The organism is Flavobacterium sp. 316 (assembly GCF_000967805.1).
In the GTDB taxonomy this organism is placed as follows: Bacteria; Bacteroidota; Bacteroidia; order Flavobacteriales; family Flavobacteriaceae; genus Flavobacterium; species Flavobacterium sediminilitoris.
In genome coordinates this window covers 78,731-94,439 of sequence record NZ_JYGZ01000007.1, presented here as the reverse complement: position 1 = coordinate 94,439, position 15,709 = coordinate 78,731, and the positions used below count along the sequence as shown (strand labels likewise).

The window sequence follows — 15,709 nt, the reverse complement described above, 5'->3', positions numbered from 1 at the left end:
TTATGATAGCATCAAACTGGTTATCGCTTTCTTTATATTTTGTACAACTTTGTAGATGGAAAAATAATGCTAAGCAAAAAAGGGATTTATAAAAAAAACAATACCTCATGTTTTTATAATGGAGTTCTAAAAAACGAAAGTAGTCTTTTACTCTCAGAAGAGAAACTTTTTTAACATCAAATAACAGATTTAAAACCATTAACTACAGTTACAAAAGCTTTTTCTGATTTTCAAAAAGTACTATTACTTTTAACTTATAATTAAAACATAAAATATGAGTATATTAAAACTTATAGATACTATTATTACTGGGTTTGGCCTTGAAATTTAATTAAAAGAAAAACACTCCTAAAATAGGTATTGATGATGCTTACCCTGAATTAGTCAAAAAAGCACTATCTATTACTAAAGAAAAAATAGAAGAGAATCTTGATGTTGTTCTAAATGAAATTGCTCCTTTTGACACTCAAAACAGTAAAGCTACTCGACTAGTTAAAAAACAGTAAAAGGAACACAAGTAGATTATGTATAATTAAAATATTTATTTAAAATAAATGACCTATAAAGCCGTATTAAACAACCCAAGCCAATTGAATGAAATTATTCATTCTGATTATTTGAATTTCATTAAGGATAAAGTACAAACAATTAGAATAGATGAAGGTGTTTTTAAACTCTATACTATTGATGAACTGTGCCAACTTGTCACTATTGATAATAAGAAAATGAGTACTATTTATTCTTTAAAAGCGTATGTTGAAACTTTACGAGAATTTCTAGGTAATTTTACTTATGATCAAAATGGAAATCCTTTTACTTTACTTCGCCTTGCGCTAAGTCCTGTTATTGGTAGTGAAAATGGAAATCCTATATTTGTAGATTATAAAGACAAGAATACCATTTATATTTTTCATCCTGATGGTGGTGATATTACTAAAACGACTCTTACCTTAAATAAAATTATTAAAAATGAGTACTAACCGATTAAAAAAACAAGAAAAGCGTTATGAAAATTTAGATTTTGCTGTCCAAATTAAAAAAGATAATCTTGGTATTCTTAAACATTTTATAGAAAGCGAAAAAGAAGCTCATGAACACGATTTTCAAGGGCAATTTTATCCTTCTTACCATTATGAAATAAATAGAGTAATGAGCACAAAAATGACTAAAATTCCTGATGAAATCATTCATTTGGCTTTTTATTATCGCCTCAAACTAGGAACTCTTGATAAACCTTTGCCGCAACACTTTTCTTTATTTTTAAATGCCGTTGAAAAAAATATTGCTGATAATAATTTGGACAAAAGCTATTTAAGTGCTTATAAGATATACCTGCTTTTTGGTGTTATGAATAGTGCTGATGCTAAAAATGTACATCATATTACTTATGAAGCCTATACAAATTCACTTCATTTTCTAGCTATTTCTAACAGTTACACTAGTTTTCCTAATCTACGTAAAAAACACATTCGCTTTCTTCCATTCATTGAAAATAAAACATTGATGCAACGCATTTATGAAGGTATTTCTTCTTATTTCAATAGTGATTTCACTACTGCTGGTTCTTTGGTTTTACTACTTTTAGACACACAACAAGCTTCTAAAGATGTTTTATTTGCATTGCACAAAAATAAATTAGAAAACACAACAGTATGGCTATTAGGAAGCTTTTATAAAGATTTTCAAAACACAAATATAAACAAGCAAATATTAAAAAATTTATATGAACTATATCCCAAAGAATGGATTGATGAATATCAACCTAGAAAATGGAGTTAATTAATCATAAGCTGATTTTTTAAAAGGTGTTTTTAACTTTATTGTTTCTTATTAAAACTCAAAAATGGTAGGATTTTATTTATCTTTGAAAAGATAAAATTAAATGTAGAACAAAGAAAATAAACTTAAAAAATGGATTCCCTTTCCCAAATTGTTCTAGGTGCTGCTACTTTCGCTTTAGTAAAAGATAAAGAAATAGGCAAAAAAGCATTATTATATGGTGCTATTCTTGGAACAATTCCCGATTTGGATGTTTTAATAAACCCTTATTTTAATGCTATTGAACAATTATCTATTCATAGAGCTTTTTCACATTCTATCTTTTTTTCGTTTATTTTAAGCTTACTCTTTGCTAAATGGTTTTCTTATAAATATAAAACTTCCTATGCTTCTTGGTTTTGGGCTAGTTTTTTAGCATTGTTTACACATCCGCTTTTAGATCTATGTACTACTTATGGTACTCGAATATTTTATCCATTAAGCAAGTCTTTTTATAGTTTAGATAATGTTTTTGTAATTGACCCTCTATATACAATATGGTTATTAATTGGTTGCATTGTGTTACTCTTTATGAAAAATAAAAATTCGAAAAGACAAACTGTAATTAAATGGTCTTTAGGAATTTCAACTGCTTATTTGTTTTTTGGATTAATTGTAAATTTTTACGTAACCAATCATTTCGAGAAAGAATTAGAAAGACAACAAATTAGCTATGAAAAAATTAAAGTAGTTCCAACTCCTTTTAACACTATACTTTGGCAATGCATTGTAAAATCTAAAGAAGGATTATATTATGCTGATTATAGTCTATTTGACAAAAATCTAACTTCAAATTTTCATTTTGAAAAAAACGATACTGAGTTTATAGAAGATAAAAAAAAGATTAAAGAATTAGAGCCTTTTTTCAACTTCACTGAAGGGCTTGAACTGGCTCGAAAAGAAGATAATAAGACTATTATTTATGGAACTAAATTTGGTCCTATAAACATTGAAAATGGAAGAGCCAATTTCTTCTTTCCACTTATATTTAATGAAGATGGAACTTATGAAATAAGTAAAAAAGAACCTGATAATTATGCCGAACTTTTAAATAAATTATATACTCGTTTAAAAGGAAATTAATTTTAATTACTTTACTATTATGTGGGAAGAAAAAAATAATGCATTGGTTAAATCTTTTGAATTTAAAGATTTTATAGAAGCGTTTAGTTTTATGACTAAAGTGGCTTTAATCGCAGAAAAAATGGATCATCATCCTGAATGGAAAAATGTTTACAACAAAGTTTTAATAAAGCTAACAACTCATGATGCAGGAAATACTATTACTGAAAAAGACAGGTATCTTGCAAAAGCTATTGACTCTTTATTAAAATAAATTAAAAAATTATGGAACCTAAAATCATAACTATTTCGGCAAAGAAAACAATAGGATTCTCTATTAAAACAAATATGGTAAATGACCAAACAGTAAAAATTTGGCAACAACTAATGCCTAGATTAAAAGAGGTTAAAAATGCTGTAAGCGCTGATTTATTTTCATTACAAGTTTATAATGGTGAAACTTTTGAGGAGTTTACCCCAACTACTGAGTTTACTAAATATGCTTTAGTTGAACTTAAAAATTATGATTTTATTCCTGAAGGTTTTGAGAAGTTTGAAATTCCAGCTGGACAATATGCTGTTTTCATCCATAAAGGAACTAGTGCCGATTTTCCAAAAACATCTCAAATAATTTATGGAGAATGGTTGCCTAATTCTGAATATAAAATTGACAACAGACCGCATTTTGCTGTTATGGGCGATAAATATTTAGGGCACGAAAATCCTGAAACCGAAGAAGAAGTTTGGGTTCCTATTCAAAATAAAGTTTAATTTAAAACTCTATTTATTTGTTTAAATCGATTTGAATAATACGATTCATTTAATGATGAAATTATAACTCCTTCTGATGTAGAAGAATGAATAAATTTTATTTCATCATTTGATACTTCTGTTATCATACCTACATGACTAACAATTCCTTTTTTACGAGTTGCAAAGAATATCAAATCTCCTTTTTGAGCTTCATTTTTCTTTATTAAACTTCCATAATTAGCTTGTCCTAAAGATGTTCTAGGTAAGGTTAAATCAATTTCTTTAAATGTTGTCAACATTAAACCTGAACAGTCAAATCCTTTTGGAGTTGTACCTCCATATTTATATTTTATTCCAATATATTGAGATGCTTTTTCTATTAAAACATCAGCTTTTCCCATTATCTCTTTTGAAAATTCTTCTACTAATCGAGTTTCCTCCGAGTTTAAAACTACACTATCTTGTTCTATTTCGGTTATTATAGCTAGCTCTTTATTTCCTTTAATAATTAAATTATAGCCAACTGGAAAATTAGATTTAATTTCAGGATTTAATCTTTCTAGTTCTTGAACAGTTATTCCGTATTTTTTTGAAACACCATATTTTGTTTCTTTTGGCAAAACAATATGTGTAATATTTTCAATTGTATCATTTACCACATCATTGATTATTACAATTGCTTCTGCTGTTTTTTCTTGTTCTACTTTTTTATCTAAGACTATTTCTTTTTTTACTTCTACTATATGTAAAACATCACCTGCTTTTAATTTTTTAGGTTTTATTTTTGGGTTAAGCTCTGTTAATTTATCTAACGATATGTTATATTTTTTTGAAATACTATAAAAAGATTCTCCTTTTGTTACTTTATGAAATTCTGAGATTTCAGTGTTTTTTACAGATAAATCTATTTTTGTACTTGGTATTTTCAAAACAGTATTCAACTGTAATAATCCTCCTTTTACTTTCGGATTTAACTCATATATAGTCGTTTCTTTTATATTATATTTCTTAGCAATTGAATAAATTGTTTCCCCTTTTATTACTTTATGGGTATTATATTTTTGTGCAAATGCAGTACTATTTATGAGTAATAATAGAAAAAAAACAAGTTTATATTTATTCATGATCTAATTTATTTTTGATTTTTTCCTTAACAACTTTTATTTTTTCGATAAAACGTATCAAAGCTAACTTTATTGGATTAAAATCAAAAGAAAATAACTTTTTTTTAAATTAATTTTATGATTTTAAAATAGTTTCTATTTGTTTTAGTTCCAAATCTGAAAAATCTACTTTGTTAAGACTCTCTAAATTATCACTTAATTGGTCAACTGAACTTGCTCCAACTAGTACCGATGTAATTCTATTATCCTTTAAAAGCCATGCAATTGCCATTTGAGCTAATGTTTGCTTTCTGTCTTTTGCAATAGTATTTAAAGCCTTTATTTTTCTTATTTTTTCATCAGTAACATCTGATGTTTGTAAATATCCATTCGGATTTGCTGCTCTAGATTTTTCTGGAATTCCTTTTAAATATTTATTTGTAAGTAATCCTTGAGCTAAAGGAGAAAAAGCTACACAACCAACTCCATTATGTTCTAAAACATTAAGCAATTTAAATTCCGAAGAACGTTCAAACATAGAGTATTTCACTTGATGAACAATGCATGGAGTTCCTAATTTTGCCAAAACATTAACAGCTTCTTTTGTTTCTTCCGCATTATAATTACTTATTCCTACATACATAGCTTTTCCTGATTTTACAGCATAATCTAAAGCAGACATCGTTTCTTCGATAGGTGTATTCGGATCTGGTCTGTGTGAATAGAAAACGTCTACATAATCTAACTTCATTCGTTTTAAACTTTGGTTCAAACTTGAAATTAAATACTTTCTTGAACCCCATTCTCCATAAGGACCTTCCCACATTTTAAATCCTGCTTTTGTGGTAACAACAAGTTCGTCTCTTAGAAATCCTTTAAAATTTCTTTCTATTATTTTTCCGAAATTCTCTTCTGCTGAACCTGGAATTGGTCCATAATTATTAGCTAAATCAAAATGAGTAATTCCTTTATCAAAAGCATGCTTAACAATATTTTTCCCATTTCCAAAATGATCTACCGAACCAAAATTATGCCATAAGCCTAGAGAAATTTGAGGTAATAATAAACCACTTTTGCCACATCTATTATATTTCATAAAAATAATATTAAATAGTTCCCAAAGTAAAATTACTCTGGGAACCTAAATATACAATTCTATTTTTTTATAAAGGAATATTTCCGTGTTTACGCTTTGGAGTATCAACTGTTTTATGTTCTAAAATACTAAATGCTTTTAGCAATTTTCGTCTTGTATCCTGTGGTAAAATAACCTCATCAATAAATCCACGTTGTGCTGCACTATATGGATTTGCAAATTTTTCAGCATATTCTGCTTCTTTTTCCAATAGCTTCGCTTCATGATCATCTGCTTCAGCAATTTCTTTCTTAAAGATAATTTCTGATGCTCCTTTTGCTCCCATTACTGCAATTTCTGCACTTGGCCAAGCAAAGTTAAAATCAGCTCCGATATGTTTTGAATTCATTACGTCATATGCACCACCATAAGCTTTACGCGTAATAACCGTTACTTTTGGCACCGTAGCTTCACTCAACGCGTATAACAATTTCGCACCATGAACAATAATACCATTCCATTCTTGGTCTGTTCCTGGTAAGAAACCTGGCACATCCACTAATACCAACAATGGAATATTGAATGCATCACAAAAACGAGTAAAACGAGCCGCTTTTATTGATGAGTTCACATCCAAACAACCTGCTAAAAACATAGGCTGATTGGCCACTACCCCAATACTTCTACCTCCGATACGTGCAAAACCAACAATGATATTTTCAGCATAATTTTTATGAATTTCATAAAACGAATCTTCATCAATTACACCTTGGATTACGTCGTGCATATCGTATGGTTTATTCGCATTATCTGGAATAATAGACGTTAATTGCTCACGGATTTCATTACCCAATTCAAAAGGTACTTTTGTCGTCACCTCTTTATTACTTTGTGGTAAGTAACTTAACAAACGTTTTACATCTTCCAAACATTCTACATCATTTGAAGACGTAATATGTGCAACTCCAGATTTTGTAGAGTGTGTACTTGCTCCTCCTAATTCTTCAGACGTCACTTCCTCATTGGTAACCGTTTTTACCACGTTTGGACCGGTTACAAACATATAACTACTCCCTTCTACCATCATGGTAAAATCCGTCATAGCAGGCGAATATACTGCCCCACCAGCACAAGGCCCCATGATAGCCGAAATTTGAGGAATTACACCTGATGCTTGTACGTTACGATAAAAGATATCTGCATAACCACCTAAGGAACGTACACCTTCTTGTATACGTGCACCCCCTGAGTCGTTTAATCCAATCATTGGAACACCCGCTTTTAAGGCCATATCCATTACTTTACAGATTTTCTCTGCATGTGTTTCTGAAAGTGCACCTCCAAAAACTGTAAAATCTTGTGCAAAAACATACACGGGACGACCATTAATTGTTCCGTATCCTGTAATTACGCCATCACCATAGTACACTTCTTTTTGCATACCAAAATCAGTAGTACGATGGGTTACCAAAGCGCCAATTTCTTCAAAAGAACCTTCATCCATTAAATAATTAACACGCTCACGAGCCGTTAATTTTTTCTTTTCATGTTGCTTTGCTATTCGCTTTTCACCTCCACCTAAATAGGCTTGAGCTAATTTATCTTCTAATGTTTTAATTTTATTTTCCATCCTGATTAGTTGATTGGTAAACGTAAGATTTTTTGATCTTCCAAATATTGCTTTAAGGCTACTACAGCAGCAATTTCAGCTTCCTTTTCAGCTTGTGCTTTTAATACTTCTGCATCGTAATATTTCTTAACGAAGTGCGTATCAAAATCTCCTGAACGGAATGCTTCATGCTCCATTACAAAAGTTCCAAAAGGCAAAGTAGTACTAATACCTTCAACTTTATAATTCGCAATAGCTTCAATCATTAACTCAATTGATTCCTCACGTGTTTTTCCATAAGTAATCAATTTTGCCAACATTGGATCGTAATAAATTGGCACATCCATACCTTGTTCGAAACCGTTATCTACACGAATTCCATTACCAACTGGAATTTGGTACACCTCCAAATTACCTACACTCGGTAAAAAGTCATTTAACGGGTCTTCCGCGTATACACGCAACTCCATAGCATGACCGTTTATTTTTAAATCTTCTTGTTTAATTTGAAGCGCTTCCCCTCTAGCTACGCGAATTTGCATTTCAACCAAATCCATTCCGGTAATCATTTCTGTAACAGGGTGCTCCACTTGCAAACGCGTATTCATTTCGAGAAAATAGAAATTTTTATTTTCATCTAATAAAAACTCAACTGTTCCTGCTCCTATGTAATCACAAGCTTTGGCAACTTTTACCGCTGCTTCACCCATTGCTTTACGAATTTCAGGTGTTAATACCGAAGAAGGTGCTTCCTCCACTACTTTTTGATGACGACGTTGCACCGAACATTCTCTTTCAAATAAATACAAGATATTCCCATGACCATCTGCCATTACTTGAATTTCTATGTGACGTGGTGAACCCACATATTTCTCAATGAAAACAGAACCGTCTCCAAAAGCAGAAGTTGCTTCTGAAATAGCACGATTCATTTGCGATTCGAATTCTGCTTCATTATTCACCACGCGCATTCCTTTTCCACCACCTCCAGCGGCAGCTTTAATCAGGATAGGAAAACCAATTTGAACTGCAATTTCTTTTGCTTTGACAACATCTGTAATTGCTTCATCAACACCAGGCACCATAGGAATCTCATAATCTTTAACCGCATCTTTTGCTGCTAATTTATTTCCCATCATGTGCATCGCTTTCGACTTAGGTCCGATGAAAGTGATGTTGTTTTTTTCTACCAAATCGGCGAAATCTGCATTCTCACTCAAGAATCCGTATCCAGGGTGAATACCATCCACTCCAAGTGTTTTACAAACTTCAATAATTTTATCGCCCCTTAAATAGGATTGATTCGATGGTGCTTCCCCTATACAAACCGCTTCATCTGCAAATTTAACATGAGGCGCATTTCTATCGGCTACCGAATAAACAGCAACGGTTTTAATTCCCATTTTCTTTGCTGTTTGCATAACTCTTATGGCAATTTCACCACGATTTGCAACTAATATCTTTTTCATCTTATTCGAATTCAATTAATAAAGCTCCTTTTTCAACCGCAGCACCTTTTGTCATGCTTATTGATTTAATCACTCCATCACGAGGCGACACAATACTGTTTTCCATTTTCATCGCTTCTAGAATTAATAAAGGATCGTTTTCTTTTACTTCTTGACCTACTGCTACCGAAATTTCTAAAATCAAACCGGGCATTGGTGCTTTAATAGCATTTACTTGCTTTGCCGAACCAATCTCAAAGCCCATTTCTTTGATAAGAATATCCAAAGCATTAGCAATGGCAACAGTATAGGTTTCATTATTAACTTTTACTGTATAGGTTTTATTGATAAAATCGGTTGCTATTATTTCAGCTTGGTAAGGCGTATTGTTTTTTAAAATGTGAAATTTATTTTTTTCAACACTTACTGCGTCTAATTGCGCCACAACATCACTTTCAACATCAAATTGAAACGTATTGTTTACGTTTAACTTATAATGATTACTCATATTTTTACTTTTAAGAGGCGTAAAAATACTAAAAAGAAATTGTTTAGATAAAAGGATCAGCGTTAAATGTCTACAAAACTAATAAGCCGTACTCTTTTAAAGTCAACAACGGTTTAGAATACCAAAACAATTCAAAGTCGTCAAAATTTGACTCAAAGTCAGCTTTCAATTGCTGGAATGTTGTTGTTTTTTCATTTGTAACAGCCAGTGAATTCAATTTTTCAACCAACCATAATCCTTTTTCCTCCTCTAGCATTATATCAAAAGTATGGGTAGGCTGATGAAAGGTCATTTTCAACATCACCCAAGAACTCCCTTTCTTCGATTTGGTAAATTTTGCAGATATTGGATTTCCTCCAGTCCAGACAATTTTAGCATTGTTTTTTGTAGTGAGAATTGCTTCTTTTCCCAATGCGTTTTGAATAAAATCGGGAGCTATTTTTGTTCGCGGAATTTTAAAATCAAACCAATCCTGCAGCTCATAATCAAAACAAATACCGTGCATGTAATTGAACAAAGACTTCTTTAGTCCGAAACTAAATTTATCATGATTGATACCCGTTTTATCTTTAAAAGCTACATCATTATTCGCAAAGGTAATTTCATTTAGCTGCGGTACTACACCAAACTCTTCCGGATTCATCCCAACAGGACTATGAGCCGTCATGGCAAATTGATGCCAAAAACCCGATTGTAACACCCCAACTTCAAACAACTGACGCACCATCTCCAAACTATCTACCGTCTCTTGAACGGTTTGTGTTGGATAGCCGTACATTAAGTAAGCATGTACCATAATACCCGATGCTGTAAAATTGCGTGTTACTTGCGCAACTTGTTCCACAGTAACACCTTTTTTAATTAGAGCCAACAAACGATCGGAAGCTACTTCTAATCCCCCTGAAACGGCAATACAGCCTGAAAGCTTTAACAACAAACACAAATCTTGCGTAAAACTTTTCTCAAATCGAATGTTTGTCCACCATGTTACCGCTAGCTTACGACGCAAGATTTCCAAAGCCAATTCACGCATTAGAGCCGGTGGTGCTGCCTCATCTACAAAATGAAAACCTGTTTCACCTGTTTGTGCGATGAGCTCTTCCATACGATCCACCAACATTTTGGCAGCAATCGGTTCGTACAGTTTGATGTAATCCAATGAAATATCACAGAAAGTACATTTACCCCAATAACAACCATGTGCCATCGTCAATTTATTCCATCTCCCATCACTCCACAAACTGTGCATAGGATTGGCTATCTCAATAACCGATATGTATTGATCCAATAGTAAATCGGAATAATCAGGTGTCCCTACTTCACTCTGTTTGTAATCCGCTTGAAGCATATCATTTTTATAAACCACCTCCCCATTCTCAAGCAAAAATGTACGTTTATACAATTGAGGAGCTTCATTTAAAACCACGTTTTTATGCAATAGCTCTACAGGTAGTTCTCCATCATCTAATGTAATGCAATCGAAAAACTCAAAAACACGCTTGTCTTTTAAATCCCGTAACTCTGTATTGGGGAAACCGCCACCCATTCCAGTTTTCACTGAAGGATAATGCAGTTTTATGTATTGCGCACATCGAAATGCACTGTACAAATTACCAGGAAAAGGAACCGAAAACAAAACTAATTTAGGGTTTACTTCTTCTATTCTTTCCTTTAAAATCTGTAAGGTTATTTTATCTATGTAAGTTGGTGAAAGTTCTAATTCCGAGTAGAGTTCGTCAAACGAATTAGCACTTCTCCCCAATCGTTCCGCATAGCGACTAAAACCAAAGTTTTCATCGACACACTCCACAATAAAATCCGATAAATCTTCTAAATATAGTGTTGCTAAATGCTTCGCCTTGTCCTGCATTCCCATATTTCCAAACGCCCACTCCATATCATCCAATTGGGAAAATCGAAATGCTTCAGGTAAAAAGTTACCCGAACAAATTTGGCGTGCTAATGTAGGCTGCTTCCCTTGTAAAAAGGCAATAACAGTGTCTATTGTTTTGATATATTCGTTTTGAAGTGCAATTATTCGTAAAACGTTTTCAGAAAAATCATTTTCTGCTAAGTCAACACTTTCAAAAATATTTAGCAATCCTTCTTTTGAAAACAATTTTAAAATCACCTCTATTCCCAAATCCATTTGATAGGAATCAATACCCTTAGTATTTAAAAATCCTTTTAAATATGCTGTAGCTGGATAAGGTGTATTCAGCTGTGTGAAAGGCGGTGTAATGAGTAAAATATCTTTCATTATAAATTAAAAAGAAGACAAAATTACTCCATCTCTTTTAGAATATTATGTATTTGTTGGATTTTATCTATAGGTAAAGCATTTATTTTATTAATTAACTCGTTATCAATCTCTTTTTTGGTTAAAGTATGTAGTGCATGATCTTTAGAAATAGTTTCTTTTGATGAAGGTTTAAAATCTTGAATATCGTTTGGAGTGCAATTAAAGTCTCGGCAAAACTTTTCAAGACATTCTAAATTTATTTCCTGCACTCTATTATTTGTGAGCTTGGTAGCGTAACCTGCTGAGTAACCGTTCTTAGTTAGATAAGTAAAAGGTTACTATACCTTTCAGTTTAAAGATGCGAACAAAATTGAAGTAAATCATAGTTTTTATTTCAAATAAAAAAAAACTAAGATATAGTACTATAATAACAAGTAATAGAAATAAATTAATAAGAAATAAAAACAAGATAATAAGATATAATAAAAGAATAGTAAGGTGTAAAGAAAATTGCATTGAAATTAAAATAGACCTAATACTTATCCTTTTGTAATTTAAATATTATTTTGTAAGTAAGTCAATAGAAATAATTATTTATTCATTCTTTTTATCCGTTTAAGTACTATTTTTGAAACTTTATTTTAAGATTTAAATATGAGATTTTTTTGCGTTTTATTATTTTTAGTTAGTGCTAGTATTGTTTTTGCTCAAAAACAAACTACTTCTATTGGTTTTATTGAAAACAAAGGACAAATTATTGACCAAAAAGGAAAAGAAAATAGAAACGTAAAATATCTTTTAAACACTACTGGATTAAATGTTCAGTTAAGAGAAAATGGTTTTTCTTATGATGTTTATGAGACAGAACGAATACCATTAACAAAAAAGGATAGAGAATTTAATGGTTCTAACCCAAGTTTTGATACTGGAGTGAAAAATCCTGATTATTCTCTAAAGTATAATTTTCACAGGATTGATATTGACTTTTTGAATTCGAATAAAAACGTTACTTTAGTTTCTGAGGAAAAATCTTCTGATTATGCTAACTACTACAATGTGGCTCATGCTCCTAATGGGATAACGAATGTACATAAATATCAAAAAGTAACGTATCAAAACATTTATAGTAATATCGATGTTGTTTTCTTTATTCCAAAAGACAGTACAAAAGTCGTGGAATATAATTTCATTGTAAAGCCAGGAGGAAAAGTTTCAGATATTCAGTTACAATTTAACGGTAGTAAAACTGAATTAGTTGATAACAAAATAAAGATGAATCTTCGCTTTGGACAAATGGAAGAAACGTTGCCTTTGAGCTGGATTGAAAATGGCAATTCAAAAGAAGAAATTTCTGTAAATTATAAAAAAATTAAGAAGAATGTTTATGGTTTTGAAGGGGAAGTTAATCATTCTAGTAATGTGATTGTTATTGATCCTGTTCCTGTGCGATTGTGGGGAACTTATTATGGTGGTGGTGGAGCTGACTACGCTCAGGATATGACATCAGACATTAATAACAATATATACATTTCGGGATCTACAACTAGTTTTAACAATATTGCAACTTCAGGTGTACATTTATCAACTATTCAAAACTCGGCTGGATTTATAGCAAAATTTAACACCAACGGTAATAGAATTTGGAGCACCTATTATTATGCAAATGTCTTAAGAATAAAGGTTGATGCTAATTTTAATGTTTATTCTACTGGAAATACTTTAAACGATTTGAATTTAGGAACCCCAGGATCACATCAACAAATAAAAAGTAACTATAATGATGCTTATCTGATTAAACTTAACAGTGGAGGAATAAGAGTTTGGGCAACCTACTATGGAGGAGATGGAAATGATTATGGGAATGATTTAGCATTTGACAATTTAAATAATATTTATCTTTGTGGAAGTACTACTAGTAATACTAATATTTCAACACCAAACTCACATCAAGAAACTAAAGGTTCCGTTAATAATGAATCAGATGATGGATTTATTGTTAAATTTAATGAAAATGGTGTTCGTCAATGGGGTACATATTATGGAGGAAATAATTTAGATGGGTTCTCAAATTGTTTCTTTAATACTGATAACTATTTATATTTAACAGGAATTAGTGGAAGTGATAATAATATAAGTACATCTAATTCATATCAACCTAATAAAATGGGTCCTTCTGACGCTTTTATTGTGAAATTTGATTTGAATGGAAATAGAATTTGGGGAACATACATTGGAGGAGAAGATCGTGAATACTTATATAATAGAGGTGATTTAAAAAACAATTTTTTATATCTAACTGGATTAACTAGTAGTACGACTAATATATCAACTCCTAGTGTATTTCTGGAAAACTTTCAGGCTTCTCAAAATATTGCTGATTCACAAGCTATTATAAAGTTTGATATAATTAATCAAGTTAAAGTTTGGGGAACTTATATGCTCGAAGGTCCAGGACACTTAGCAGTTAACAATTTAAATGAAGTTTACTTTACTGGAAGAACAACTTTATCCACAGGTATAAGTACTCCTAATACTTATCAACCAATAAAAAATGTATTCCTTAATGTTTTTTTAATTAAGCTAAATGAAAATGGACAAAGAGTTTGGGGTACTTATTACTCAGGCGATAAAGCAACTGCTAATGCAGCTATTGAAATTGACACACAAAATAGTATTTATTTATGTGGAACTTCAAATGGTAATACAACTGGCATAGCAACTGCTAATGCACATCAAACATCACAAGGGTCCTCACCTGAAGCAGATTTATTCCTTGTAAAATTCCTAGATTGTCAATCAACGACATTTGCTACTTCGAACTCTCCTGTTTGCATAGGAAATAATCTTGAACTAACTGCTTCTGGTGGAACAAATTACTTATGGACAGGCCCAAATGGATTTACCTCAACTGAACAAAACCCAATTATTCCAAATGCAACTGTCGCAAATAATGATCAATATTCTTGTGCTATTACAGGATCGACAAATGGTTGCGATGATACTGTAGTTATTGATGTATTTGTGGGTGATAGCGAAGCTCCAATACCTACTATTCAGAATTTACCTACTATAAACGGAGATTGCAATACAACTATTGCTATTCCAACAGCTACTGATAATTGTGCGGGAACAATTAATCCCACTACTACTGATCCATTGACTTATGCTACCGCTGGGAATTACACTATTACATGGCTTTATGATGATGGCAATGGGAATACTAGTTCTCAAACACAAAATGTAACCATTACTGCTGTTACCTTACCTATAGTAACTTCACCACAACAATTCTGTATTCAAGATAACGCAACTATAAACGACATTCTAATTACTGGACAAAATATTACTTGGTATAATTCACAAACTAATGGAACTATATTGCCAACAACTACTTCATTACAAGACGGAGTTACTTATTATGCTAGTCAGACTATAAATGGTTGTGAAAGTGATAGAGTTTCCGTTACTGCAACAATTCAAAATACAGTTCCTCCTACAGGAAATACTACTCAAAGTTTTTGTAGTACTGCAAATGCTACTTTAAATGATATTGTTGTTACTGGTTCGTCTATTATTTGGTATGATAATGCAAATGACAATTTTACTTTACCTAACACTACAATATTGGCAGATGGCACTACTTATTATACTACACAAACGATTAATGGATGTGAAAGTATTGCAAGATTAGCCATAACAATTGATCTAATTAATACTTTGAATGCAACAGATTATTCAGAGTCATTCTGTGATAATTTGGATGATGGTTATGAAATAATTAATTTAACCAATTATAATGCTAACTTAATTTCTTCAACAGGTAATACTTTTAATTATTACACTTCGTTGAATGGTGCTGAAAATCAAATTATTTCGGATAAAATCACAAATCCAACTAATTATAACCTAACTATTGGCAATCATATTATTTATGTTAGAATTGATTCTCCAAAAACTTGTCATCAGGTTGTTGCAATAAATTTAATATTACACAGAAAGCCATTTTTAACTATAAATGACATAATGCCTATTTGTGAAGGCAGTTACATTACTATTTCTGCTGGAAATGGATTTGATGACTACCTTTGGTC

At 31.5% G+C, this 15,709-nt stretch carries 12 protein-coding genes and 1 pseudogene; 6 read left to right on the top strand and 7 right to left on the bottom strand.

What is annotated here, in order from left to right; genetic code table 11:
- Positions 1-554: 554 nt before the first annotated feature.
- The 5 genes from SY27_RS15575 to SY27_RS15555 all read left to right on the top strand — a co-directional run bounded on the left by SY27_RS15575 (position 555) and on the right by SY27_RS15555 (position 3,651).
- A complete protein-coding gene (locus SY27_RS15575) occupies positions 555-980 on the top strand; it encodes a hypothetical protein (protein ID WP_045972044.1) in 426 nt (141 codons plus the stop codon).
- A complete protein-coding gene (locus SY27_RS15570; protein ID WP_045972042.1) occupies positions 970-1,779 on the top strand; it encodes a hypothetical protein in 810 nt (269 codons plus the stop codon). Before SY27_RS15575 ends, SY27_RS15570 begins: the two co-directional genes overlap by 11 nt.
- Before the next feature lie 132 nt (positions 1,780-1,911).
- Positions 1,912-2,901, top strand: coding sequence for a metal-dependent hydrolase (locus SY27_RS15565; protein ID WP_052705379.1), 990 nt, complete (start codon positions 1,912-1,914; stop codon positions 2,899-2,901).
- 19 nt (positions 2,902-2,920) lie between these two features.
- Positions 2,921-3,154: a 4a-hydroxytetrahydrobiopterin dehydratase gene (locus tag SY27_RS15560; RefSeq protein WP_045972040.1), complete on the top strand. Its 234-nt coding sequence runs from the start codon at positions 2,921-2,923 to the stop codon at positions 3,152-3,154.
- A gap of 11 nt (positions 3,155-3,165) precedes the next feature.
- A complete protein-coding gene (locus SY27_RS15555) occupies positions 3,166-3,651 on the top strand; it encodes a GyrI-like domain-containing protein (RefSeq protein ID WP_045972039.1) in 486 nt (161 codons plus the stop codon).
- Here the strand turns inward: SY27_RS15555 and SY27_RS18330 are convergent.
- The 7 genes and pseudogenes from SY27_RS18330 to SY27_RS15520 form a co-directional block, all read right to left on the bottom strand.
- Positions 3,648-4,757: a C40 family peptidase gene (locus tag SY27_RS18330; RefSeq protein ID WP_052705377.1), complete on the bottom strand. Its 1,110-nt coding sequence runs from the start codon at positions 4,755-4,757 to the stop codon at positions 3,648-3,650. The genes SY27_RS15555 and SY27_RS18330 overlap by 4 nt on opposite strands.
- Positions 4,758-4,872: 115 nt before the next feature.
- Positions 4,873-5,832: an aldo/keto reductase gene (locus SY27_RS15545; protein WP_045972037.1), complete on the bottom strand. Its 960-nt coding sequence runs from the start codon at positions 5,830-5,832 to the stop codon at positions 4,873-4,875.
- A gap of 67 nt (positions 5,833-5,899) precedes the next feature.
- Positions 5,900-7,441 (bottom strand): acyl-CoA carboxylase subunit beta, encoded by a 1,542-nt coding sequence (locus tag SY27_RS15540; protein ID WP_045972035.1) that lies wholly within the window; start codon positions 7,439-7,441, stop codon positions 5,900-5,902.
- Between the two features lie 5 nt (positions 7,442-7,446).
- Positions 7,447-8,889: an acetyl-CoA carboxylase biotin carboxylase subunit gene (accC, locus tag SY27_RS15535; RefSeq protein WP_045972033.1), complete on the bottom strand. Its 1,443-nt coding sequence runs from the start codon at positions 8,887-8,889 to the stop codon at positions 7,447-7,449.
- Between the two features lies 1 nt (position 8,890).
- The gene (locus SY27_RS15530) at positions 8,891-9,376 is read right to left on the bottom strand and encodes an acetyl-CoA carboxylase biotin carboxyl carrier protein subunit (RefSeq protein ID WP_045972031.1); all 486 of its coding nucleotides are present in this window, start codon (positions 9,374-9,376) and stop codon (positions 8,891-8,893) included.
- 70 nt (positions 9,377-9,446) lie between these two features.
- Positions 9,447-11,636, bottom strand: coding sequence for a radical SAM protein (locus SY27_RS15525; RefSeq protein WP_045972029.1), 2,190 nt, complete (start codon positions 11,634-11,636; stop codon positions 9,447-9,449).
- Between the two features lie 23 nt (positions 11,637-11,659).
- Positions 11,660-11,917: pseudogene (locus tag SY27_RS15520) on the bottom strand (helix-turn-helix domain-containing protein); the annotation flags it as partial.
- Between the two features lie 355 nt (positions 11,918-12,272).
- On the opposite strand from SY27_RS15520, the gene SY27_RS15515 reads away from it, so the two are divergent.
- The coding region (locus tag SY27_RS15515) for an SBBP repeat-containing protein (protein ID WP_045972025.1) at positions 12,273-15,709 on the top strand (3,437 nt) is incomplete at its 3' end.